The organism is Ensifer sp. R1-3, from assembly GCF_056739175.1.
Map to the genome: position 1 here is coordinate 894,380 of NZ_CP096515.1, position 22,821 is coordinate 917,200.

The 22,821-nt window shown below is 63.4% G+C and carries 21 protein-coding genes; 9 read left to right on the forward strand and 12 right to left on the reverse strand.

Annotated elements, in window-relative coordinates:
- Positions 1-71: 71 nt before the first annotated feature.
- From purB to M1D43_RS04330, 6 genes are all read right to left on the reverse strand, one after another.
- Positions 72-1,379: an adenylosuccinate lyase gene (purB, locus tag M1D43_RS04305; protein WP_003531428.1), complete on the reverse strand. Its 1,308-nt coding sequence runs from the start codon at positions 1,377-1,379 to the stop codon at positions 72-74.
- Between the two features lie 63 nt (positions 1,380-1,442).
- Positions 1,443-2,000, reverse strand: a complete 558-nt coding sequence (locus M1D43_RS04310; RefSeq protein WP_153314924.1) for a hypothetical protein — start codon at positions 1,998-2,000, stop codon at positions 1,443-1,445.
- Positions 2,000-2,737: a DUF2259 domain-containing protein gene (locus M1D43_RS04315; RefSeq protein ID WP_127517156.1), complete on the reverse strand. Its 738-nt coding sequence runs from the start codon at positions 2,735-2,737 to the stop codon at positions 2,000-2,002. Before M1D43_RS04315 ends, M1D43_RS04310 begins: the two co-directional genes overlap by 1 nt.
- The gene (gene rpe / locus M1D43_RS04320; RefSeq protein WP_027990667.1) at positions 2,734-3,414 is read right to left on the reverse strand and encodes a ribulose-phosphate 3-epimerase; all 681 of its coding nucleotides are present in this window, start codon (positions 3,412-3,414) and stop codon (positions 2,734-2,736) included. Before rpe ends, M1D43_RS04315 begins: the two co-directional genes overlap by 4 nt.
- Before the next feature lie 62 nt (positions 3,415-3,476).
- Entirely contained in the window at positions 3,477-4,484 is a 1,008-nt protein-coding gene (locus M1D43_RS04325; RefSeq protein WP_192923492.1) for a P1 family peptidase, read from the reverse strand.
- The gene (locus M1D43_RS04330) at positions 4,481-5,569 is read right to left on the reverse strand and encodes a branched-chain amino acid ABC transporter substrate-binding protein (RefSeq protein WP_153314926.1); all 1,089 of its coding nucleotides are present in this window, start codon (positions 5,567-5,569) and stop codon (positions 4,481-4,483) included. Before M1D43_RS04330 ends, M1D43_RS04325 begins: the two co-directional genes overlap by 4 nt.
- A 159-nt stretch (positions 5,570-5,728) precedes the next feature.
- Between M1D43_RS04330 and M1D43_RS04335 the strand changes: the two genes are divergently transcribed.
- The 7 genes from M1D43_RS04335 to M1D43_RS04365 are packed head-to-tail and all read left to right on the forward strand — an operon-like array spanning position 5,729 to position 11,511.
- The gene (locus M1D43_RS04335) at positions 5,729-6,256 is read left to right on the forward strand and encodes a flavin reductase family protein (RefSeq protein WP_003531440.1); all 528 of its coding nucleotides are present in this window, start codon (positions 5,729-5,731) and stop codon (positions 6,254-6,256) included.
- A 24-nt stretch (positions 6,257-6,280) separates the two neighbouring features.
- The gene (locus M1D43_RS04340) at positions 6,281-7,210 is read left to right on the forward strand and encodes an AAA family ATPase (protein ID WP_003531441.1); all 930 of its coding nucleotides are present in this window, start codon (positions 6,281-6,283) and stop codon (positions 7,208-7,210) included.
- 5 nt (positions 7,211-7,215) lie between these two features.
- The gene (locus M1D43_RS04345; protein ID WP_153314928.1) at positions 7,216-8,478 is read left to right on the forward strand and encodes a vWA domain-containing protein; all 1,263 of its coding nucleotides are present in this window, start codon (positions 7,216-7,218) and stop codon (positions 8,476-8,478) included.
- Between the two features lie 55 nt (positions 8,479-8,533).
- Positions 8,534-8,866 (forward strand): XdhC family protein, encoded by a 333-nt coding sequence (locus M1D43_RS04350; protein ID WP_153314931.1) that lies wholly within the window; start codon positions 8,534-8,536, stop codon positions 8,864-8,866.
- A 3-nt stretch (positions 8,867-8,869) separates the two neighbouring features.
- A complete protein-coding gene (locus M1D43_RS04355) occupies positions 8,870-9,577 on the forward strand; it encodes an XdhC family protein (RefSeq protein WP_010969440.1) in 708 nt (235 codons plus the stop codon).
- Entirely contained in the window at positions 9,574-11,190 is a 1,617-nt protein-coding gene (locus M1D43_RS04360; protein WP_318853867.1) for an NTP transferase domain-containing protein, read from the forward strand. The genes M1D43_RS04355 and M1D43_RS04360 overlap by 4 nt, the downstream gene beginning before the upstream one ends.
- Positions 11,191-11,193: 3 nt before the next feature.
- Positions 11,194-11,511 carry a TfoX/Sxy family protein gene (locus M1D43_RS04365; RefSeq protein ID WP_003531453.1) on the forward strand — a complete coding sequence of 106 codons (318 nt, stop codon included), beginning with the start codon at positions 11,194-11,196 and terminating at the stop codon, positions 11,509-11,511.
- Between the two features lie 18 nt (positions 11,512-11,529).
- Here M1D43_RS04365 and M1D43_RS04370 read toward each other — a convergent pair whose 3' ends face one another.
- From M1D43_RS04370 to M1D43_RS04390, 5 genes are all read right to left on the reverse strand, one after another.
- Positions 11,530-11,937: an NUDIX hydrolase gene (locus tag M1D43_RS04370; RefSeq protein WP_153314933.1), complete on the reverse strand. Its 408-nt coding sequence runs from the start codon at positions 11,935-11,937 to the stop codon at positions 11,530-11,532.
- A 10-nt stretch (positions 11,938-11,947) separates the two neighbouring features.
- The gene (locus M1D43_RS04375) at positions 11,948-13,447 is read right to left on the reverse strand and encodes a DEAD/DEAH box helicase (protein WP_010969437.1); all 1,500 of its coding nucleotides are present in this window, start codon (positions 13,445-13,447) and stop codon (positions 11,948-11,950) included.
- A 199-nt stretch (positions 13,448-13,646) separates the two neighbouring features.
- Complete coding sequence (locus tag M1D43_RS04380) at positions 13,647-15,050, reverse strand: M23 family metallopeptidase (protein ID WP_027990674.1); 1,404 nt, start codon at positions 15,048-15,050, stop codon at positions 13,647-13,649.
- A gap of 45 nt (positions 15,051-15,095) precedes the next feature.
- Positions 15,096-15,923 carry a ferritin-like domain-containing protein gene (locus tag M1D43_RS04385; protein WP_015007593.1) on the reverse strand — a complete coding sequence of 276 codons (828 nt, stop codon included), beginning with the start codon at positions 15,921-15,923 and terminating at the stop codon, positions 15,096-15,098.
- Between the two features lie 17 nt (positions 15,924-15,940).
- Positions 15,941-16,408, reverse strand: a complete 468-nt coding sequence (locus tag M1D43_RS04390; protein WP_153314935.1) for a peroxiredoxin — start codon at positions 16,406-16,408, stop codon at positions 15,941-15,943.
- Between the two features lie 386 nt (positions 16,409-16,794).
- Here M1D43_RS04390 and M1D43_RS04395 point away from each other — a divergent pair, with 386 nt between their 5' ends.
- Positions 16,795-20,211, forward strand: coding sequence for a YhdP family protein (locus tag M1D43_RS04395; protein WP_498814110.1), 3,417 nt, complete (start codon positions 16,795-16,797; stop codon positions 20,209-20,211).
- A 48-nt stretch (positions 20,212-20,259) separates the two neighbouring features.
- Here the strand turns inward: M1D43_RS04395 and tyrS are convergent, their stop codons facing one another.
- Complete coding sequence (tyrS, locus tag M1D43_RS04400; protein WP_153320438.1) at positions 20,260-21,513, reverse strand: tyrosine--tRNA ligase; 1,254 nt, start codon at positions 21,511-21,513, stop codon at positions 20,260-20,262.
- A 144-nt stretch (positions 21,514-21,657) separates the two neighbouring features.
- Between tyrS and M1D43_RS04405 the strand changes: the two genes are divergently transcribed.
- Positions 21,658-22,806, forward strand: coding sequence for an anhydro-N-acetylmuramic acid kinase (locus M1D43_RS04405; protein WP_153314938.1), 1,149 nt, complete (start codon positions 21,658-21,660; stop codon positions 22,804-22,806).
- Positions 22,807-22,821: the final 15 nt, after the last annotated feature.

The window sequence follows — 22,821 nt, forward strand, 5'->3', positions numbered from 1 at the left end:
CGCTGTAGCACTTTGATCTGCTGCATGTTTTTGTCCTTTAACCGGATACGATTAAAGGAAACATGCAGTAGCTAGACGGAACCGAAAACCCGCCGGAAGATCGTGTCGACATGCTTGGTATGGTAGCCGAGGTCGAATTTCTCCCGAATGTCCTCTTCGGAAAGAGCCGCACGTACTTCCGTGTCGGCGAGCAGTTCTTCGAGGAAGTCCTTGCCCTGTTCCCAGACCTTCATGGCATTGCGCTGTACGAGGCGGTAGGCGTCTTCGCGCGATACACCGGCCTGGGTGAGGGCGAGAAGGACACGCTGCGAATGAACAAGCCCGCGGAACTTGTTCATATTCTTCAGCATGTTGTCCGGGTAGACGAGAAGCTTGTCGATGACGCCGGTCAGGCGGGCGAGCGCGAAATCGAGCGTAACCGTCGCATCCGGACCGATCATCCGCTCGACCGACGAGTGCGAGATATCGCGTTCGTGCCACAGCGCCACGTTTTCCATGGCCGGAACGACGAAGGCGCGGACCATTCGGGAGAGGCCGGTCAGGTTCTCCGTCAGCACCGGGTTGCGCTTGTGCGGCATGGCGGAAGAGCCCTTCTGGCCCGGAGAGAAATATTCCTCCGCCTCGAGTACCTCGGTGCGCTGCAAATGCCGGATCTCGGTCGCAAGGCGCTCGATCGAGGAGGCGACGACGCCGAGTGTGGCGAAATACATCGCGTGGCGATCGCGCGGGATCACCTGGGTCGAGACGGGTTCAGGCTTGAGGCCGAGCGCCTTTGCCACGTGTTCCTCGACGCGCGGATCGATGTTGGCGAAGGTGCCGACCGCTCCGGAAATGGCACAGGTCGCAATCTCCTCGCGGGCAGCGAGAAGGCGTTGCTTGCAGCGGTCGAACTCCGCATAGGCGAGCGCGAGCTTGACGCCGAAGGTCGTCGGCTCGGCGTGGATGCCGTGCGAACGACCGATGGTCACCGTGTCCTTGTGCTCGAAGGCACGCCGCTTCAGCGCTTCGAGCAGCTTATCGAGATCGGCAAGCAGGAGATCGGTGGCGCGGACGAGCTGAATGTTGAAGCAGGTGTCCAGCACGTCGGAAGAGGTCATGCCCTGATGGATGAAGCGGCTGTCGGGGCCGACGAATTCCGCAAGATGGGTGAGGAAGGCGATGACATCGTGCTTGGTGACGGCTTCGATCTCATCGATGCGGGCGACGTCGAAGGTTGCCGCGCCGCCCTTTTCCCATATGGTCTTTGCAGCTTCCTTGGGGATCACGCCGATCTCGGCCAAGGCGTCGCAGGCATGCGCCTCGATCTCGAACCAGATGCGGAACTTGGTTTCCGGCGACCAGATGGCCACCATTTCCGGCCGGGAGTAACGGGAGATCATGGGCTTCAAGCTTTCGTCGAGAGTGGAGGATGGCTGTGCCTCTATCAAAGATGGCGGTGAAGCTCAACGCCGTTGCCGCGCGTCCGATCGCGCGAGCAGCAGACTCGTTGCTACGAGCGCGACTGCACCGAGGGGTAGGTAAAGGCGAACGCCGAGGACCAGAAACTGGTAGAAGGCGGCAAGCGACGTGAACGCGAACTGGAACAGCCAGGTGCGTGTTCCGGTCATCGCATGCCACTGCGCATAGAAAGTGCGGTAGTCGAGCGCGAACAGGAATGCCGTCGTTCCGATCGTGCCTGCGGCGAGGCACAGGAAAAAGGCCGAAAACCGTGTCTCGGCCGGTCGGTTCTGCGACAAGCAGCGGGCGGCAAACAGCGAAAGCGGCCATGCGACGATGCCGCCCCATGCGTAAAGCCCGAGAATGCTTTTCAGGTGGAACGTGGCGTCATTTTCGCGGAACCAAAGTGCAAGCCACGCCGAGAGAGCCATCGCGAAGCCCCAGCAGAGCGCGCCCAGGATCGCTTCCCGCAAGCTCGGAACCGAAAGCGCGAGACGGTAGCGCTTCGGCCGGTCCGGGTCTGCGATGAGCACCTTTGCCCGGACCGCGGCCTTCCCCTCCATCAACCGGGAATCCGCACCGGTACCGCGATCCAGCGGCCGTCGGTCGTGCCCTCGAAGCCGAGCGACTCGACCAGGATCATCACTGCATGGACCTCGGAGCCGTCGGCCTTGACATGGGTCACGACGCCGCCGATGCGGTAGCCTGTCGGGCAGCGGCGGCTCAGCGGGATGCGCTGATCGTCTTCGAGTATGTCCGATGCGGGCTTCCCGGCCTTTTCGGTCATCGTCAGACGGAAGCCTTTGACCTCTTTCAGAAAGCCCTCGCAGATCCCTTCCGGTTCGAAGACCTTCTCTTCGAGCTTCAGCGCATAGGTCTTGCGGAAGGATGCATCGGCGGGAAATGAGGAATAGGTCAGTGTGCGCGGCTCTGCATCGAGCTCGGTCACGGGATTATATGCAGCGAGCACTCCCGGCGTGTCGTGGAGACGATAGGCATCGATGAGCGGCGCAGAGCGCCTGTGGGCTTCACCGCGCGCCCTGTGCAGATCGGCTCCGTCCTCCTCCGCAACGGCGCGCACGGGAGCGCCGGGCAGGAAGGCGTCGGTATTCGTGTCGAGAACGTAGATCGTCGAATAGGGAAAGCCGGAGCCGTCCTGGATACCGTATTCCTCGAAGGCGAAGACATCGCCGTCCGACGAAAAGCCGATCGGTTGGAAGGCGGCGTAGTCGCCGGCCGCCGCACCCGATGCGGCAAGCAGCGCCAGAATGATGCCCGCAGTCGCTGCCCGCGCCGTCATCCGCGTGCCTTTTGCGCCTGCGTGCGGAGCACTTCGATGGCGCTGCGATACGCATCGACGGAGTCGCCCTTGAAGATGGCGGAGCCGGCTACCAGCACATTGGCGCCCGCTTTCGCCGCGACGCCGGCCGTATCGGGCGCGATACCGCCATCCACCTCGATCTCGATCGGGCGGCTGCCGATCATTGCCTTGATCCGCCGGATCTTCTCCTCAGTCGCGCCGATGAACTTCTGGCCGCCGAAGCCGGGATTGACCGTCATCACGAGAACGAGATCGACGGTGTCGAGGACATATTCGATTGCGCTTTCCGGCGTCGCCGGATTGATCGAGACGCCGGCTTTTTTTCCGAGCGACTTCACCGTCTGCAGCGACCGGTGCAGATGCGGGCCTGCTTCGGCATGGACGGTTATGATGTCGCATCCGGCCTTCGCAAAGGCTTCGAGGAAGGGATCGGCCGGCGCGATCATCAGGTGGCAGTCGAAGGTCGCCCGGGTGTGCGGGCGCAGCGACTTGATCACGTCGGGTCCGAAGGTGATGTTCGGTACGAAATGTCCGTCCATGACATCGAGATGGATCCAGTCGGCGCCGGCCTCGGCGACGTCGCGAACCTCCTGGCCGAGTTTGGAGAAGTCGGCCGCCAGGATCGACGGGGCAATGCGAATGGGGTGGGTCATCATCGTGCTCCGGCTCTTTCCCGCGCCATAGCATTCTCGGGCCTCCCGAACAACCGGCGCGAAGATCAGGAGCGTGAGGACCAGGCAGGTATCAGATCGTCTCCGGCGTCTCGTGCGTCGTATACGCCGCGCGCGATCGCACGGGCCATTGTGGCGGCTGCCGCGGCGCTGAGATCGATGAAATCCTGAAGCAGTGGCGTCTTTCCGCTCGTGCCCGTCGAAAGCGCAAAGACCAGATCGCCGTCAAGCGGCGTATGAGAGGGCCACAGGGCACGCGAAAAGCCGTCATGGGCCGCGATCGCCAGACGCTTAGCCTCCGCCTTGGTGAGCAGCGCATCGGTGGCGATGACCGCGATGGTCGTGTTCGTCGCCGACGCTTGCCGCTCCCGAAACTTGAAGCGAGGGGTAGCGGCGTCCTGCGGCCAGGGCGTGGGCTGGCCCAGCCCGCCGAACTCGTCGTCCATCTCGAAGGGTGCTGCCCAGAAATGACGTGTGTCGCCGACGGTCGCCGAGCCGATGGCATTCACTGCCACGAGCGCGCCGACGGTGATCCCGTTGGACAGCACCGTCGACGCGGAGCCGAGACCGCCCTTGAAGGTCGCAGTAAGCGCGCCCGTGCCTGCGCCGGCGCTGCCGGTCCCGAAATCCGCCGATACCGCACGCGCCGCTTGGTAGCCGAGATCGCGATACGGAGCGTAGCGTCCCCAATCCTTGTCGCCGCCATTTGCCAGATCGAAGAGGATCGCCGCGGGCACGATCGGCACACGGTGCGGGCCGACGGCGAACCCGCGCCCCATCTCGCGCAGCGCGGCCTGGACGCCCGACGCGGCATCGAGGCCGAAGGCCGAGCCACCGGAGAGCACGATCGCGTCGACCGCCTGGACCGTATTGTGGGGAGCGAGCAGATCGGTCTCGCGCGTGCCGGGAGCGCCGCCCAGAACCTGGACGGCGGCCGTCGCCGGCGGATCGCAGAGCACGGCCGTAACCCCGGATTTCAGCCTGACATCCTCGGCATTGCCGACCAGCAATCCGGGCACGTCCGTGATGAGATTTCTGGCCCCTTTCCGCATCATTCCGTACTGCCCGTAGCGGCTGCATCGACGAAACGCCCGTCCTGCCATCGCATCAGCCTGTAAGGGGTTTCGGCCAGCTCGTGCGCACTATTGAATCCGATCGGGCCGAGCACTGTGGGATAGGGTCCTTTCGTCAGGGCGTCGGCAAGCGAGCTGCCGTCTTTTGCCGCCTGGTCCTTCGCCTGCTCGAGGAGCGACACTGCGGCAAAGGCGGGGAGAACATATCCCTCGGGCTCGATCTTGGCGGCGCGCATGGCCTTTGCCACCGCCGCAGCCTCCGACGATCGTGCGGGGTCGGGGATCGTCATGGCAAGGACGCCGTTCTCAAGCGGGACGTCGAGATCGGCAGCGTTCAGCGTGTCGCCGCCAAAAAGGGTTATCGGCACGTTTTCCGCTTTCGCGTCACGCGCGATGACCGCCGTATCGTTGCGGTCGCCTCCGGTGAAGACATGCGTTGCGCCGCTCTTCGCCAGCCGCCGCACGAGGCTCACCTGCTGCTCCTGCGAGGGGCGGTAGGTGTCGGTGAAAACCGGTGTTATGCCGATCTCGGCCAACCCGTTGCGCACGCTCTCGACAAGCTCGCGGCTGTGGATCGTCCCGTCGTCGATCAGAGCGAGCGGCCGGCCTTTCCAGTTCGCGACGATGGCATCGGTGATCGCCGCCGCTTCGGCCTTGCCGCTTGGGGCCAGGCGATAGAACGGCCACTCTTTCTTGAGTGCGTCCTCCATGAGGATGTCGGAACGGACGCTGACGGTGATCGCCGGAATGCCGGCTTCGGCGAGCGCCGGCAGTGCGGCTTCAAGGCTCTCGGTGCACAGAAAACCGATTGCCACTTCCGCGCCGCTTGCAAGCAGGGCTTTCGTCAGCGCCTCGCCGCCGGCAGGATCGCAGTTTTCGTTGATCGGGATCACCTGGCTTCCGCGGTCGCCGGCCTGGAATGCTGCCCCGGCAGAAATCTGCCTTCCGAGAGAGGCGAAAGCCCCTTCCTCTGGAGCCACGACCGCGACCTTCACGTCGGCAGCGAAAGCAGGACCGGTCAGCGCAAGCGCAGCGACGAAGAGGCTGGTGACGAGTGATTTAGGCATGTTTTTTCCCGCTATCGACCGCCATGTTTTAAGGATGTGGCCGCGCCCGTCAAAGGAAAAGATCGAGGCATAACGAGGCTTTGTCGCCGCATCGATTGCAAGCGCCGCTGATCCGCAAGATTCTCGCGCCGCCGGGTTTCATATTTTCCGCGAGAGTCTATGTATGTGCGAGATATCGTTCCGGAGCGAGATGTGTTGGAGAAGACCCGGCTGGACCCGATAACCTACCGTGATGCGATGAGCCGCATGTCGTCGCATGTGCAGCTGATCACGGCGGCCGATGGCAAGGAGCGGCGCGGCGTGACGATCACCGCGTCCTGCTCGGTATCCGACGATCCGCCGACCGTGCTCGCTTGCCTCAACGCAGCCAACCGGCGCAACGACATCTTTTCGCGTGGCGGCAGCTTCGCGCTCAACCTGCTTGGCGCCCAGCATCACGCCCTGGCTCACGCCTTTTCGGGCCGCGACCAGCTCGACATGGAACGGCGCTTTGCCCTCGGCCGATGGACGCAGCGCACGACCGGTGCGCCCATCCTCGTCGAGGCGATCGCTGCCTTCGATTGCCGCCTGATCGAAGTCAAGGAAGTGGCCACACATCTCATCCTTATCGGCGAAGTCGTGGACGTACAGCTCGGCCCGAAGCAGCCACCGCTCATTTATGTGGACCGCGGATATCACACGCTATAGGTTTTCGTCCACGCGGGAGGAAGCATGGCGAGACAGGTGACAGGAAAGCTGCCCCAGTCCATCGATGAGACGAGGGCGATGCTGGAGGCGCAGGATTATCTCGCCGGAACCGCGCTTGCGACCGTTCTCTTCCTGGCCCTCAGGATGAAGCGCCCGCTATTCCTCGAAGGCGAGGCCGGGGTCGGCAAGACCGAGATCGCCAAGGTACTGGCGCGCGCCCTCGACCGCCCCCTTATCCGGCTTCAGTGCTACGAGGGTCTTGATGTCGCCTCGGCCGTCTATGAATGGAACTATCCGGCTCAAATGCTGGAAATCCGCCTGTCGGAAGCGGCGGGCACCGTCGACCGCCAGAGAGTGGAAAGCGACATCTTCTCCGAGCGGTTCCTCATAAGACGGCCGGTGCTGCAGGCGATATCGACGACTGCCGGGAGGGCGCCGGTGTTCCTGATCGACGAGCTCGACCGCACCGACGAAGCCTTCGAAGCCTTTCTCCTGGAGGTGCTTTCCGATTTCCAGGTCACAATCCCCGAACTCGGGACGATCAAGGCCGACGAGCCGCCGATCGTCATCATCACCACCAACCGGACCCGCGAAATCCACGATGCCTTGAAGAGGCGCTGTCTCTATCACTGGGTCGACTATCCCAAGGCGGCGCAGGAACTGGAGATCATCCGCCGCAAGGTTCCGGGCTGCAACGCGGCGCTTTCACGCGAGATCGTTGCCTATGTTCAGAGGTTGAGGGCGCTCGACCTCTTCAAGAATCCCGGCGTCGCGGAAACGATCGACTGGGCCACGGCGCTCACCGAGCTCGACGCGCTGGCGCTCGATCCCGAAACGGTGGCCGACACGCTCGGTACGCTTCTCAAATATCAGGACGACATCGCCCGGATCGAAGGTGCCGAAGGCCGCCGCCTGCTTGCCGAGGTGAAAGCCGAATTGCTGGCGCAGGACTGAGCAGGATGACCGGCGGATCCCATTCGGATGAAGGAAGGCTTGCCGACAACATCGTCTTCTTCGCCCGTGCCCTGAGGCGGGCTGGACTGCGGATCGGTCCGGCCGCCATCGCCGATGCCATCGGTGCCGTAAAGCTGATCGGCATCGGCTCCCGTGGCGAATTCTACGCAGCGCTCCAATGCATCTTCGTCAAGCGTCATGAAGACCAGGCCGTATTCGACGAGGCGTTCCGGCTCTTCTGGCGTTCGCCGGATCTGGTGAACAAGATGATCGCGCTCATGTCGCCCATTGCCATGCCCCGCTCCGGGGAGGATCGGCGTCGGCGCGCCGGCGAAGAACGCGTTCGTGATGCGCTTCTTGCCGGCCGGGACGGCGCGCAGCAGCCGAGCGAAGCGCCGGAGGTGGAGGTCGATGCACGCTACACCGTCTCGGGCCGGGAACTCTTCCGCAAGGCGGATTTCGGCCAGATGACGGCCGCGGAGATCGCCGAGGCAAGAAAGGCATTGTCCGCGATCCTGCTGCCGCTCGACCGGGTACGAACGCGCCGCTATCGACGGTCCCATCGCCCGGTGCGGATCGATCCGCGCTCCACCATGCGCGATGCCATGCGGTTTGGCGGGGACTTCATCCTGCCGCGCTTTCGCGAGCCGCGGCTCGTCCATCCGCCATTGGTCGTGCTTGCGGACATTTCCGGATCGATGAGCAAGTATACCCGGATCTTCCTGCACTTTCTGCACGCGCTGACCGAACAGCGCCATCGCGCCCATACTTTCCTTTTCGGGACGCGGTTGACGAATGTCACGAGGCAGATGCGCAACCGTGACCCGGACGAGGCGCTGGACGACTGCATCGCGGCGGTCAAGGACTGGTCGGGCGGCACGCGTATCGGAGAGACGCTGCACGATTTCAACCGCCGCTGGTCGCGGCGGGTGCTCGGGCAGGGGGCCGTCGTCCTCTTAATGACCGATGGGCTCGAGCGCGACGATACGGCCGAACTGGAGACCGAGATCGATCGTCTGCATCGTTCCTGCCGGCGTCTCGTCTGGCTCAACCCGTTGCTGCGTTTCGACGGTTTCGAGGCGCGCGCCCGAGGAGTCAGGGCCATGCTTCCGCATGTCGACGAGTTCCGCCCGATCCACAATCTCGAATCCGTCGCCGATCTGGTGAAATCGCTGTCCGGCCGCGGAGCGCGCGATGCCGATCCGCGGCGTTTCCTGAACCATGGACGGCTTGCCGTTGACCGTGCGCCGGCGAATGCGTCACAGTGAAGTGACTTGATCCGATGCAGGATCATTGCCTGAGTGCAGTTTTCGGAGTTGCAGCATGCAGAACGAGCCGAACATCCTCGATCCTTTGGCTGTCGCCCAGACCTGGCATGAGCAAGGTCGTTCCGTGGCCCTTGCGACCGTGATCGAAACCTGGGGCTCGGCGCCACGCTCCGTCGGAAGCCACCTGGTGATCGACGGGGAAGGTAACTTCCAAGGCTCCGTTTCCGGCGGCTGCGTCGAGGGCGCGGTCATCGCGGAGGCTGCCGACGTGATTGCGTCCGGTACCCCGCGGGTTCTCGAATTCGGCGTCGCCGACGAGACTGCGTGGCGCGTCGGGCTTTCCTGCGGTGGCCGGATCCGCGTCTATGTCGAACGAATTGACGGCTGAACGATGGAACTGAGCACACTGCAGATACTCAATGACGCCCGCGCGTCACGCCGCGCCGCCGTCGTCGTCAGCGATCTTTCGGACGGCAGCAGTCAGGCTTTTGTCGAAGGCGATCGCATTCCCCCTGAATGGGCCGCGCCCGTCTCCGAAGTGCTGCACTCGGGCCGGCCCCGCCTTCTGAACCTCGAGGAAAGAGCGCTTTTCTTCAACGTTCATCTGCCGCCCCCTCGTATCGTCGCGATCGGAGCGGTTCACATTTCGCAGGCATTGGCGCGTCTGGCGCCGGTCGCAGGTTTCGACATGGCGGTCATCGACCCGCGCACCGCCTTTGCAACGGCCGAGCGTTTCCATGGCGTCGAGCTTATTGCCGACTGGCCGGAAGACGTTCTGCCCGCTCGACCGCTCGATCGCTATACGGCACTCGCCGCCCTCACGCACGATCCGAAGATCGATGACTATCCGATCAGCGCGGCACTGGAGGCGGGATGCTTCTATGTCGGCGCGCTTGGCAGTCGCAAGACCCATGCGGCTCGGACCGAACGCCTGCAGACGCAAGGAGTGCCGGGGGAGGCGATCACGCGTATCAAGGCCCCCATCGGCCTCGATATAGGTGCCGCGAGCCCGGCGGAGATTGCGGTTGCCGTGTTGGCAGAGATCATCGGGGCCCTGCGGCGTCGCGACGTGAACCTGCCGGCGGAGGGCGCCAAGTGAGGTTCGGGCCCGTACCGCTTGCCGAGGCCGAAGGCGCTCTCCTGGGCCATTCGGTAAAGATCGGCACGATGAAGCTGTCAAAGGGGCATCGCCTGAGCGCCGACGATGTCGCGGCGCTTGCCGAAGCGGATGTCACGGAGGTCATTGTCGCGCGGCTCGAGCCGGACGACCTGCCGGAGGACGAAGCCGCAGCGCGCATAGCTGCGGCAATCGCTCCGGATCACCTGCGGTTCTCGCGGGCCACGACCGGCCGGGTCAACGTCTATGCTACCGCTGCCGGCCTTTTCGTTGCCAATCGCGCCGTCATCGATCGGCTGAACCGTATAGATCCGGCGATCACGCTCGCCTGCCTTGCCGATCATGTTGCCGTCGACGCCGGCGACATGGTGGCGACGATCAAGATCATCCCTCTTGCCGTGCCGCAAGCGCTCGTGGAGCGAGCGCAGGCACTGCTTCGGGCGGATCGGGCCTTCGAGGTCAAGCCGTTCACGCCGCGGCGCGCGGCCCTGGTGGCGACTGAGCTGCCTTCGTTGAAGAGCCAGGTTATGGACAAGACGCGCGCCGTCCTCACCGCAAGGCTCCTGCAATCGGGCAGCCGCCTCGATAGCGAGCAACGCGTGGCTCATACTACCGAAGCGGTCGCCGCCGCGATCTCGGACGCTGCCGATTCGCACGACCTGATCATCGTCTTCGGCGCTTCGGCCGTGGCCGATCCGGACGATGTGATCCCTGCCGCCATCCGGCGCGCGGGCGGCGTCGTAGAGCACGTCGGAATGCCGGTCGATCCGGGCAACCTGCTCGTCCTCGGACGATTAGGGGAAATCCCGGTCCTCGGTGCTCCCGGATGTGCACGAAGCCCGAGGGAAAACGGTTTCGATTGGATTCTCGACCGGTTGATCGCGGGCGAGTGGCCGAGCAAAGCCGACATTACCGGGCTCGGCGTCGGCGGGTTGCTCAAGGAAATCCCGACGCGTCCGCAGCCGCGGGAAGGGAGCGCCGGCAAGCGGCCGGGTCCCGTCGGGATCGTGGTGCTCGCAGCCGGCCAGGCGAGCCGGATGGGGCCGGATGGCCGTCACAAGCTGCTCGCGGAGTTCGGAGGCATGCCGCTCGTGCGCCGGTCGGTGGAGACCGCCATCGCGGCGGCTCCGGGCAGAGTGATCGTGGTAACCGGCCACCGGGAAGCGGAGATCCGGGCCGCACTCGCGGGGCTGCAGACCACATTCGTCTCGAACCCCGACTACCGGAGCGGGATGGCCTCTTCGCTGATTGCCGGTCTCTCCGCCCTGGATGCCGGCGCCGGCGGGATGCTCGTCATGCTTGCCGACATGCCGGGCATTACTTCGGCACACCTGGCAAAGTTGATCGCTGCCTTCGAAACCGAATCCGGCCGTGCTGTGGTGCGCGCCGTCGCCGGCGGTCAGCGCGGCAATCCGGTCATTCTGCCGAAGGAAACTTTCCATGCCGTCCGGCAGCTCGTCGGCGACGTCGGGGCGAGGCACATTGTCGAGCGCTGCGGCTTGCCGGTGATCGACGTCGAACTCGGTGCTGCGGCGCGTCTTGATCTCGACACGCCGGAGGCGATAGTGGCTGCCGGCGGGCTACTGAGGGATTGAGCGATGGACAATGCGGCAATCGAGGAGATCTTCGAAACACTCGGCCCGATCAAGATTCGCCGCATGTTCGGCGGCAAGGGCATCTATTTCGACGGCATCATTCTTGCGTTGGAAGTGAACGGCGAAATTCTTCTGAAGGGGGATGCCGAATCGGCGCCGGCGCTCGAGGAAGCAGGCGCCCGGCAGTGGGCCTATGAAGGCAAGGGCAAGCCGGTGAAAATGCCCTATTGGAGCATCCCTGAGCCGGCCTGGGACGATCCGGATGAAATGGCGCGCTGGGTTGGACTTGCCTACGAGGCCGCGCTCAGGTCCAAAAAGTAGAGATGATCGTCCCGGGTTTCAGGCGAGCGCCCGCACCGCATCTGCCGCAAAGCGGGATAGAGGCTGGGGCAGGGCGGTCAGGTCGAACCAGCGGATGTCGGAGAGCTTGTCCGGCTCGGTGAGACGCGGCTCGCCGGAAAAATTCTCCGTCGCATAGATCAGCGATATCCAATGTTGCCGATCGGCTTCGATCATCTGCTCGCTGACGCACAGAAAGCGGGTCGAGTGGATGGAAAGGCCGCTTTCCTCCTCGGCCTCGCGCCGCGCTGCATCCTGTGCACGCTCCATATGATCGACTTTGCCGCCGACGATGCTCCAGTGGCCGGCTTCCGGCGCCTTCAGGCGTCGGCAAAGGAGGATCTTTCCATCCCGCAGGATTGCCAGACCGCAGCCGAGACCGGGGAAATCGATACCGGGCAGTGCCATGAGCGAAGAATCAGGCCTTGCCGACGATCAGCATGAAGGCCGGAATGTCGTCGCCGAAACCAACCGGCGTCGGGCCGTCGTCATGATCGCGGCGGTTGCGCTGGCGACGGTCGCGATTGTCGTCATTGGCTGCATTTTGCGCGCGGCCGGGACGGTCGCTGCGGCCGTTATGACGATCCTTGCTGTCGGCATTGCGTTCGATCTTCACCGCGTCGACCCTTTCCGGGACTGTTTCGAGTTCTTCTGTATTATTGCCTGAGGCTGTGACAGGTTTGCGATCGGCGTGAACCTTGCCGGGACGCTCCCTCTTCCGGTCCTTGCGCCCGTCGCTGCCGCGGTCGCGACGGCTGTCGTGGCTCTCCATCGGCTCGGGAAGCTCCGAAAGGTCGCCGTTGAACCATTCGACCTTCTGGCCGATCAGCTTCTCGATGGCATCGGAAAACTTCGTCTCGCGCTTTGTGACGATCGTGAAAGCGGCGCCGGAACGCCCAGCACGGCCGGTTCGGCCGATGCGGTGGACATAGTCTTCAGCGTGGATCGGCACGTCGAAATTGAAGACATGGCTGACGTCGGGAATGTCGAGTCCTCGCGCCGCGACGTCGGAGGCGACCAGCAGCTTGATGTTGCCGTCCTTGAAGTTGGCAAGCATGGCCATGCGTGAACGCTGATCCATGTCGCCGTGCAGCGCGCCGACCGAAAAGCCATGGCGATCGAGCGAGCGGAAGAGCTCGGCGACATCCTTCTTGCGATTGCAGAAGATGATCGCGTTCTTCAGGTCCTCCTGGGACCGAATGAGTTCACGAAGCACGGCACGCTTCTCGTAATCCTTGCCGTGTGCGGCTACGAAACGCTGCGTAACGGTTATGGCCGTCGAGGACCGGCGTGCCACCTCGAGCCGCTCCGGATTCTGCAGGAAGCGATCCGCAAGCTTCTGGATTTCGGGCGGCATCGTCGCGGAGAAGAACAAGGTCTGCCGCGTGAAGGGAATGAGCTTCGCGATGCGCTCGATGTCGGGAATGAAGCCCATGTCGAGCATGCGGTCGGCCTCGTCGATGACGAGGATCTCGACCCCCGTCATCAGGAGCTTGCCGCGCTCGCAATGGTCGAGCAGGCGGCCGGGCGTGCAGATCAGCACATCGGCGCCGCGCTCGAGCTTGCGGTCCTGCTCGTCGAAGGAAACGCCACCGATCAGAAGCGCGATGTTGAGCTTATGATTCTTGCCGTATTTGTCGAAGTTCTCGGCAACCTGCGCAGCGAGTTCGCGCGTCGGCTCGAGGATCAGCGTACGCGGCATGCGTGCGCGTGCGCGTCCCTTTTCCAGAAGGGTCAGCATCGGCAACACGAAGGATGCGGTCTTGCCGGTTCCGGTCTGGGCGATGCCGAGAATGTCGCGGCGCTGAAGCGCCGGCGGGATGGCACCAACCTGGATCGGTGTCGGTATCGTGTAGCCCGCATCGGTAACTGCGGAGAGAACTTTCTGGCTCAGGCCAAGGTCAGCGAAATTGGTCAAAGGGGAAACTGTTTCCGTTCCGGTTCTGATGAACTCTGATCGATCGTTGGAAAATGCAGCAGCATGTGGCGGCGCTCATACGACCAAAGGCGCCGAAAGTCAAGAAATCCAGCACGTTGAAACACTGGAAGTTGAATCCGCCCGATTCTCATGCTTTTCGCGTCAGGCGCGGGAGAGGTAGCTGCCCGCAGGCCCATTGTCAATCGAGATAGCCGGCGAGCTCCGTTCCGGCCCTCAGGAAGCGCGCCGGATCGACGGCGTGCCCGTTCAGGCGAACCTCGTAATGAAGATGCGGGCCCGTCGACCGTCCGGTGCTTCCCGACTTGGCAATGACCGCGTCTGCCTTCACCACATCGCCGACATTGACCAGGATGGCGGACAGATGTGCATAGCGGGTCGAGACGCCGTTGCCGTGATCGATCTCGATCATGTTTCCATAGCCGCCCGCAGGACCCGCGGCCGTGACGGTGCCACCCGCGGTCGCGCGGACTCGCGTGCCGGTCGGTGCGCGAAAGTCCGTTCCGGCGTGCAGCGCCGGACGGCCGAGAAATGGATCCAGCCGATTTCCGAAGCCGCTGGAGACATCGGCTGCCGGCGCCGGGCTGGCGAGAGGAAGTCTTTTTGCTGCGTCACGGGTCTGCTCAAGCTCCAGGAGAGCGCTGTCGAGACCGACCAGGAACCGATCGAATACGTCTCCATCCTGCGGTTCGACGAAGGGACCGCCGATTCCGGCTTCCGCGGCCGTATCCGCGTCGAGCGCTTCCCCGGCTTCCGGGAGCGTGAAGCCGGTATCTTCCACGATCGCCCTGATTGTCGCGGACGTCCTTAGCGCGCTGTCCGTCATCTGCCGGAGATGCGCCATCTGTTCGCGCTCCACGCCCTTGAGCGAAAGCGTGACGTTGGAAAACATACGGTCGGCCCGGTCGGAAGCGCTTTCGCCACCCACATTCCCGGAGGAGACGGGTGCATAGCCGAGTACGGCGGGGCGGGGAGGCCGGTCGTCATCCTTGCCGGCGATGCCCATGATCGTCTCGATGGCCTTGACGCCGCCCCGAGCTTCTTCGCGCCCGTCATAGGCCAGCGGTTCCGTCGCAGGAAAAGTGTCTTGCTGCCCGGTATGATTCAAGTCCGCACCGTCTTCCGGGAGTGCGCCGAACCGGCCGCTTCTCGAGGTCAGTGCCAGCTGCCGCTGCAGAAGTTTCTCGACCTTCTGTTCGACAACCTGCTGATCCAGCAATTGCCGGCTCGTGACACGGTCCACCTGCGCTCGCAGTGCAGTGATCCGGTCCTCGTATTCATGCTGCATCCGCGCCTGCCGTGCGATCGTTCCGCCGATCAGGTCGTCGCGAAGCACCAGATATGTGGTTGCGGCAAGATATCCTGTGCCGAACATGCCGACGAAACAGATGGCCAGGGTCGCCATCCATGGGCGGACCGTCATGTGCCGGACCCTGTCGCCGCTCGCCAGGATCAGGACGTGACTTTGCCTGCGCTTCCCGAAGGCGTTTACCGAACCAACAGACACCACACCACCCCCGCCGATGCGCCCCAGTTTGCGCGTCCGGAGGCGCGCTGCGCTGTAGTTCGCGTTGCTCGACGGCAATTACACTTTGTTAGGGTTAATAAAGCGTGTGTGCGAGGCGTTTTCTCAGATGTTGGTGGAGGCGGTCATCGATCGGTAGAAGGAGGGGGTCAATCCCGCCTCCGCCCGGGCAATGTCGTTGAACGGAGGCTTCAGCGGTCCGCGGAAATTCGCCCGCACGAGCGTTTGAAAGGTTGCGGCGGGGTCCTTCTTCTGCCGGGCGCAGAGAAAGCGGAACCATTTCGCTCCGACCGCGACGTGGCCCTTCTCGTCCTCGTAGATGACGTCGAGGACGGCAGCGCTCTCATCGTCGCCGGTCTCCCGCATCTTTGCGCGCAATGCCGGAGTCACATCAAGTCCACGGGCCTCGAGAATCAGCGGAACCACGGCCAGGCGGGCGGTCAGGTCGTTGCGCGTGTCGTGCGCCGCCTGCCAGAGGCCGTCATGGGCGGGAAGATCGCCATAGTCGGCGCCGAGGTCGTTCAGCCTTTGCCGTACCATGCGAAAATGCTTGGCCTCTTCGAAGGCAACCTGCATCCAACCGTCAAAGAAGGAATTCGGCACCGGCTCGGATGCAAAGCGTGCGACGATGTCGAGGGCCAGATCTACGGCGTTCAGTTCGATGTGGGCGATAGCGTGCAGCAGAGCGATCCGCCCTTTCAGCGAGCCGAGCGAGCGCCGCTTGACCTGCGTCGGTGGCGTCAGAACGGGCTTGGCCGGCCGGCCGGGCCGCTCGGGCACGGTGCGGTCCAAAGGCGAGCGCAAGGACAGCGTTCGCGCCTGCCAGCGCCGCGCCGCCTCCTGCGCGACCTCTGTCTTGACGGCAAGATCGGCGGCACGGATCGCTTCGACGGCCGCCCCGCGCAGGCTATGGAATTGCGGAAGTCGCGTCATGGTCTTGCCGTATCTGCTCAAAGCGTCTTTGCGGCGGCCAGAACCTCGTCGGCGTGGCCGGGGACTTTGACCTTTTCCCAGACGCGGCTGATCACGCCCTGCCGGTCGATCAGGAAGGTGGTCCGCTCGACCCCCATGTATTTACGGCCGTACATGCTCTTCTCGACCCAGACACCGTAGGCGTTTGCCGCGGCCTTGTCCTCGTCCGCGCCAAGGGCGACCGTGAGGCCGTGTTTTTTTGTGAAACGATCGTGGCTCTTGGCCGAATCGGGCGACATGCCGACGAGCGCAATCCCGGCTTCCTGGAATTCCTTCGCCAGAGCCGAGAAGGAAATAGCCTCCTCGGTGCAGGCTTTCGTATCGTCCTTCGGGTAGAAGAACAGAACTATCGGCTTTCCGCGCAGCTCAGCGAGCGAGATCGAACCGCCGCCATCACGAGGAAGTTCGAACTCCGGGGCGACATCGCCTTGTCCCAATCCTGCCATGATCAAACCTTTCTTACGTCACGTTTTGTGGGCATTCCGCGGTTAATGCATGTCCCCAAAATCGTGCATCGTCTTCGGGATCGAATGCAACGCGCTTGAGGGCATATCGGAGATCGCCGAAGCCCGTCCAGCAGAGTTGTGATAGATTTGACAGGTGCCGGACGGCTTCGTAGCTACTGTATGATCCTTTAACTCGGATTCGAGCGGAGGTGAAATCGTGCAGGCTCAATGCCATAAGCAATCTTGCGCAAAGGGGAAATGGCGAGCCTTCTCGCTCCCGCGAGAGGCGAAGCATGGTGATTTGGTGAGACGAGTATCGATCTAAATGGGGCGAATGAAAGATCCGGCCATCGCTTGCGTCGCGGCGGCCCGATGGGAAACATGCAATGGGGCAATCAGGTCGGACGCTCGTGCCGATGACTGAAATCCGCGGCGAAAAAGTCGACTTTCGCAGGGAAGACATCGTCGCGCTGCATGCGTTGCCCTCGGCTCAAGCGCATGATCCGGTCATTGTGCACACGCCGCGTCCGGGCGGTGCCTGGCGCTTATGCGCACGGCTTTTCCTGTGCTGCTCGCTCCTCGTCTTCATCGCCGTTGCTTCGCTCGTCGCCATCATAGAAAGCGGGATCGTCGACGGACCGTTGAACGCCCGGGCACGTACGGCACTCAATGCGGCGCTGGGTCAGGGATACAGCGCCGATGTCGAAAGCACGGTCATCCGCTTGACAGGCGGCGGCGCTCTTGCGCTCAAGGCGCGCGGCGTCACGCTGAAGGAGAGTGGCTCGGGCCGGCACCTCGCCAGGCTGGGTGCGATCTCGATCGCGCTCGATCCGTTCGCCCTGGCGACCGGCCGCATCGACGTCTCGAGGCTCGAAGCGGAAGGCGGCGAACTCGACACCGGCCTATTGCCGCGCGGCGAGCCGATCGATCTCACCGCCATCCGCATCGCCGATGTGGGCAACGCGCTTGAAGAGCTGTTCGCGCAGGGCGACCGGATGTCACGGTTGACCGCCGGGCGAGCGACGCAGACCGTCGTGCTCTCGAATTTCAGCCTGAAAGTCAGCGGCGTCCGGGGGCGCGTTGTTCCCGTCGAAATCAAGACGCTGGAGTTCAGCCACGATCCGGACAGTTCGATGCGCGTTGACGGCACGATCGCAGTCGATGGGACAGAATCGCTGCTGACGGCAAAGGCCCTCGGCAACAATGGGCGCATTGCCGCCTTCGAGGCTCGCCTCGACGCGCTCTCGCTCTCGCCGTTCCTCTATCACGGCAAATCGGCCAAGGAGGAGGCCTTCGGCATCGAGGCCGCCGCCGATGTGACGCTCAACGCGGCTCGCGCGACGGACGGCAAGAAGCCGGCACTCACGGCAACCGTCAAGACTTCCAAGGGCGCCTTCCACGCCGGCGGACTCGTCTCGACTCTCAATTCCTCTGACCTCAACCTCTCTTACGATTTCGAGCGGGCCTCTGTCGAAATTTTGTCGTCGATGGTCAGGATCGGCCGTTCGAGCTTCCCCTTTACCGGTGCCCTGATCGACCTCGACAAGGTCGCCGGCGCGGACCGGAAGGGCTTTGCGGTCGACCTCCTGCTCAAGAACGCCAGTTCCGATCCCGAGGACCTGCAGGAGCGCCCGCTTGCCTTCGATGCCAAGGCGAGCGGCCGTTTCGAGTCGGACAGCCACCGGCTGATTTTCGATCAGCTGGCAATATCGAGTCCGCTCGGTTCCATGGCGGGGTCCCTCTCGGTCGATTTCGGCAAGACATCGCCGCGGATCAGTTTCGCCGCACTCAGCGACAGGATGCATTCCAGGGTGGTCAAGCAGTTGTGGCCGTGGTGGCTTGCGAAGGGTGCTCGCCGTTGGGCCCTTGCCAACCTCTACGGCGGCACGGTCACCGATGCCCGCATAGAGGTCTCCATCCCTGAAGGGCGCATCGCCAGCAGCGGCGGTGAGTTGCGGCTGAACGAGCGGGAACTCAACATCAATTTCGCCATCGACGATACGCGCATCAACATCGCGGGCGAGATCCCGCCGTTGCGCGACACGGCCGGGCATTTCAGCCTCAGCGGCGAACGGATGTCCGTCGCGGTCAAGAAGGGTGCCGCGTTCTTCCCCTCCGGCCACTCCGTCGCCTTGAATGGCGGCGATTTCGTCATTGCCGACGTCTATAGCAAGCCGCTCATGGCGGAGATGAAGATCGAGGTCGCGGGCCAGGCGGATGCGATAGCGGAGCTCGTCCGCTACAAGCCGATCCAGGCGCTTCAGAAGACGCCCTTCACTCCGGAGGATTTCACCGGCCCGATGAAGGCGCTGGTCGGTGCGCGATTTGGGCTCATATCCGACCAGAAGCCGCCACCACCGCTGTGGCAGGTGGAAATGCAGCTCGAGAACGTCACGATAAAGCGGCCGATCGCCGGACGTTCGATCGCCAATCTCGACGGTACGATGCGGATCGACAATGAACGTGCCGTACTTCAGGCGAACGCCCTGATCGACGGCGCGAAGATGCGCATCGCGCTCACCGAGCCGGTGGATGCCTCCGCCGATGTGAAGAGAACGCGGGAAATCTCCGGAACGCTCGATGAGGCGGCGCGGGCGAAAATCGCTCCGGCCCTATCCGGTATGGCCAGTGGGCCCGTCGGCATCGACGTATCGCTTGCGGAAGATGGCAGCCAGTCGGTGAAGGCCGATCTCGGTAAAGCCGTCCTCTCGCTGCCCTGGATCGGCTGGAGCAAGGGATCCGGCATCGCCGCAGAGGCGCATTTCACCATTCGGGCTACCGGCGGCATTACGGAAATAAACGACTTTCATCTCACCGGCGAAGGCTTTGGCGGCAATGGCGAATTGCGCGTCGATGAGTCCGGCCTCGTATCGGCCCGCCTGAGGGGCGTGCGCCTGGCCAGCGGCGACGACTTCGCCGTTACGGTGGATCGCAGCAGGGGCGGCTATTCGATAGACCTCACAGGCACGGCAGCGGATATCCGACCGGCGCTTGCCCGGGTGAAGGGCGGGGCCGCTGCTAAGGATGGCGGCAATGTGAAGATCAATGCGCGGCTCGATCGGGTCACCGGTTTCAACGGCGAGGTTCTCTCGAATGTGAACCTGGCCTATTCGAGCCGCGGCCAGCAGATCGACGATGTCGACCTTTCGGCGGTAACGGCAAGCGGTCAGGCCGTCGTCGCCAGATTGGTGAAGGCCGGAGCGGACAATACGCTGGAACTGACAACGAGCGATGCCGGGGCATTTGCGCGCTTCATCGACATCTACCGCAATATGCGCGGCGGTCTCCTCAATCTGCGTCTGCGTGATCGGGGCGCCAATTCCTGGCGCGGAACCGTGGACATCCGCAAGTTCTCGCTCGTCGGCGAACAAAGGCTGCAATCGATGGTCTCGACGCCGGCGGGGCAGGACGGGCGCAGCCTCAATCAGGCGGTTCGGCGCGATATCGATGTGAGTACGGCTCAGTTCGAGCGTGGTTTCGCGCAACTCCTGCTGGATCAGGGCGCGATCCGCGTCGGCAGCGGGGTCGTCCGCGGCGTCGACGTCGGCGCGACGTTCCAGGGTACCGTCCGCGACTCCAATGGCCGCATGGACATGACGGGAACGTTCATGCCGGCCTATGGACTGAACCGCCTCTTCGGCGAGCTGCCGCTGATCGGCGTCCTGCTCGGAAACGGCCGCGACCGCGGTCTGCTCGGCATCACGTTCAAACTCACCGGTCCGTTCAGCCAGCCGAACCTGACCATCAATCCGCTGTCGATCATAGCGCCGGGCGTCTTCCGCAACATTTTCGAGTTTCAATGAAAAGGCCGGCGCTGCGGCCGGCCTCCGGTAACCGAATGTCTCGCCCGCTCACACTGGCCGAACGAGCAGGTGCTTCTTCTTGCCGAGCGAGAGCTTGATGACGCCGTCGCCGGTCACGTCGCCGCTTCCAATGACGCGGCGTTCGTCGCTGACCTGATCGTCATTGATCCGGACGGCGCCGCCCTGAACATGGCGGCGCGCCTCGCCGTTCGAAGCGGCGAGGCCGGCGCGGACCAGAAGCGTCAGCAGGCCAAGCCCCGATTCGAGTTCGGGAGCCGGGACTTCGACCGAGGGCAGGTTCTCGGCAAGCGCACCTTCCTCGAAGGTCTTGCGCGCCGTTTCGGCTGCCTGTTCCGCCGCCGCCCGCCCGTGCAGCATGGCGGTGACCTCGGTTGCCAGAACCTTCTTGACCTCGTTGATCTCGGAACCGCCGAGCTTCGACAGCCGGTTGATTTCAGCCATCGGCAGGGTGGTGTAGAGCTTGAGGAAGCGTGCGACGTCGGCGTCCTCTGTGTTTCGCCAGTACTGCCAGAACTCGTAGGGGCCGAGCATATCCGTATTGAGCCAGACGGCACCGCTCAAGGATTTGCCCATCTTCGCGCCGGAGGCGGTGGTCAGCAGCGGCGAGGTGAGGGCGTAGAGCTGCGGCGTTCCCATCCGGTGGCCGAGATCGATGCCATTGACGATGTTGCCCCACTGGTCCGAACCGCCCATCTGGAGCCGGCATCCGGTGCGCTCGTAAAGCTCGACGAAATCGTAGGCCTGCAGGATCATGTAGTTGAATTCGAGGAAGGACAGCGACTGCTCGCGCTCGAGCCGCATCTTCACGCTGTCGAACGACAGCATGCGGTTCACCGAGAAGTGGCGGCCGACGTCGCGGAGGAATTCGAGATAGTTGATGCCGAGCAGCCAGTCGGCATTGTTGATCATCAGCGCGTCCTTGGGGCCGTCGCCGTATCTCAGGTAGTTCGAAAAGACCGTCTTGATGCTCGCTATGTTGGCGGCGATCGTTTCGGGCGTCATCAGTTGCCGCGCCTCGTCCTTGAATGACGGATCGCCGACCATGCCCGTGCCGCCGCCCATCAGCGAAATGGGTCGGTGTCCGGTCGCCTGCAGCCAGTGCAGCATCATGATCTGAATGAGCCCGCCGGCGTGCAGGCTCGCAGCCGTGGGGTCGAAGCCGATATAGGCAGTCACGGTTTCCGTACGGAACAGCTGGTCGAGACCGGCATCATCCGATGTCTGATGGATGAAACCGCGTTCGCTGAGAGTATGAAGGAAATCGGACTTGAACTCGGACATAACCTGTCTCTTTCGGCTGGGTAGAACGTGTGCGCCGGGCCTTTATCATTGTTTCTTCGAAAGTGCACGTTTTTGCTTGCCGGGTGTTTTGCTATGAACGCAGATGCGGGTCGGAGGCGGCGCGCGTTCGGCGGAGGATAATGCATGGGCAGAGTATTGACGGCGATCGGACTGATGAGCGGCACGAGCATGGACGGCATAGATATCGCAGTCGTGCGAACGGACGGCGACAGCATCGTCGATCGCGGCCCGTCTGCCGGATATGCCTATGATCCGCAGTTCCGGGAGCGCCTGAAACAGGGCCTCGAAGACGCCCGGTCGATTGTCAAACGAGAAGAGCGGCCGGGTACCCTCGCAGACCTCGAGCGCGACCTGACGCTGCGGCACGCACTCGCGGTTCGGATGTTTCTCCAGGAAAACAATATTCTGCCGGATAATGTTGATGTAACAGGTTTTCACGGACAAACCGTCCTGCATCGCCCTGATCAAGCGTTGACGGTACAGCTTGGCGATGGCGATCTGCTGGCGCGGGAAACCGGAATCGACGTGATCTACGACATGCGGGCCAATGACATGGCCCATGGAGGCCAGGGCGCGCCACTCATTCCCGCCTATCACGCCGCCCTGGCGCGCGGTCTCTCCAAAGTCGGGGAGATCGCCACCCCCGTCGTCTTCGTCAATATCGGCGGCATTTCCAATCTCACCTACATAGGCGCAGGCGAAGAAATCGTCGCCTATGACAGCGGACCCGGCAATACGCTGATCGATCAATGGGTGGAGGCTCACGCCGGCATTCCCTACGACCAGGGCGGCATGATCGCGAGCGAGGGCGGCGTCCTGCGGGAACTCGCCGACCGTTATCTTTCTCACCCGTTCTTCAGCGCTGAGAAACGCCGCTCGCTCGACCGTAACGATTTCGCGCCGCCGGCGGCAGGCGATGCCAGCCTCGAGGATGGAGCGCGTACCCTCGCTCATGTAACGGCCGCCGGCATCGTCCGGTCCGCGCGCCATCTTCCGGCAAGTCCGGCAACCTACATTGTCTGCGGCGGCGGCCGCCTCAATTCCGTGATCATGAGCGACCTTCACGCGCTTGCGGAAGCGGAGGGCGCGCGCGTGCTTGCCGCAGAAGCGCTGGATCTGAACGGCGATTCGATGGAGGCCGAGGCCTGGGCCTATCTCGCCGTGAGATCGCGATACGGCCTGCCTTTGACCTATCCCGGAACGACGGGCGTCAGCTGTCCGGTAAGCGGGGGTAGGCAGGCCGCAAAACACGCACAAGCCGAGTCGGCTTAATGAATTCTTCGCGCG

Excerpts from the sequence above, each read along its gene's own strand:
- purB (WP_003531428.1), bottom strand. The coding sequence starts at position 1,379 with ATGATCTCCCGTTACTCCCGGCCGGAAATGGTGGCCATCTGGTCGCCG.
- M1D43_RS04310 (WP_153314924.1), bottom strand. The coding sequence starts at position 2,000 with ATGGAGGGGAAGGCCGCGGTCCGGGCAAAGGTGCTCATCGCAGACCCG.
- M1D43_RS04315 (WP_127517156.1), bottom strand. The coding sequence starts at position 2,737 with ATGACGGCGCGGGCAGCGACTGCGGGCATCATTCTGGCGCTGCTTGCC.
- rpe (WP_027990667.1), bottom strand. The coding sequence starts at position 3,414 with ATGATGACCCACCCCATTCGCATTGCCCCGTCGATCCTGGCGGCCGAC.
- M1D43_RS04325 (WP_192923492.1), bottom strand. The coding sequence starts at position 4,484 with ATGATGCGGAAAGGGGCCAGAAATCTCATCACGGACGTGCCCGGATTG.
- M1D43_RS04330 (WP_153314926.1), bottom strand. The coding sequence starts at position 5,569 with ATGCCTAAATCACTCGTCACCAGCCTCTTCGTCGCTGCGCTTGCGCTG.
- M1D43_RS04335 (WP_003531440.1), top strand. The coding sequence starts at position 5,729 with ATGTATGTGCGAGATATCGTTCCGGAGCGAGATGTGTTGGAGAAGACC.
- M1D43_RS04340 (WP_003531441.1), top strand. The coding sequence starts at position 6,281 with ATGGCGAGACAGGTGACAGGAAAGCTGCCCCAGTCCATCGATGAGACG.
- M1D43_RS04345 (WP_153314928.1), top strand. The coding sequence starts at position 7,216 with ATGACCGGCGGATCCCATTCGGATGAAGGAAGGCTTGCCGACAACATC.
- M1D43_RS04350 (WP_153314931.1), top strand. The coding sequence starts at position 8,534 with ATGCAGAACGAGCCGAACATCCTCGATCCTTTGGCTGTCGCCCAGACC.
- M1D43_RS04355 (WP_010969440.1), top strand. The coding sequence starts at position 8,870 with ATGGAACTGAGCACACTGCAGATACTCAATGACGCCCGCGCGTCACGC.
- M1D43_RS04365 (WP_003531453.1), top strand. The coding sequence starts at position 11,194 with ATGGACAATGCGGCAATCGAGGAGATCTTCGAAACACTCGGCCCGATC.
- M1D43_RS04370 (WP_153314933.1), bottom strand. The coding sequence starts at position 11,937 with ATGGCACTGCCCGGTATCGATTTCCCCGGTCTCGGCTGCGGTCTGGCA.
- M1D43_RS04385 (WP_015007593.1), bottom strand. The coding sequence starts at position 15,923 with ATGACGCGACTTCCGCAATTCCATAGCCTGCGCGGGGCGGCCGTCGAA.
- M1D43_RS04390 (WP_153314935.1), bottom strand. The coding sequence starts at position 16,408 with ATGGCAGGATTGGGACAAGGCGATGTCGCCCCGGAGTTCGAACTTCCT.
- M1D43_RS04395 (WP_498814110.1), top strand. The coding sequence starts at position 16,795 with ATGGGGCAATCAGGTCGGACGCTCGTGCCGATGACTGAAATCCGCGGC.
- tyrS (WP_153320438.1), bottom strand. The coding sequence starts at position 21,513 with ATGTCCGAGTTCAAGTCCGATTTCCTTCATACTCTCAGCGAACGCGGT.
- M1D43_RS04405 (WP_153314938.1), top strand. The coding sequence starts at position 21,658 with ATGGGCAGAGTATTGACGGCGATCGGACTGATGAGCGGCACGAGCATG.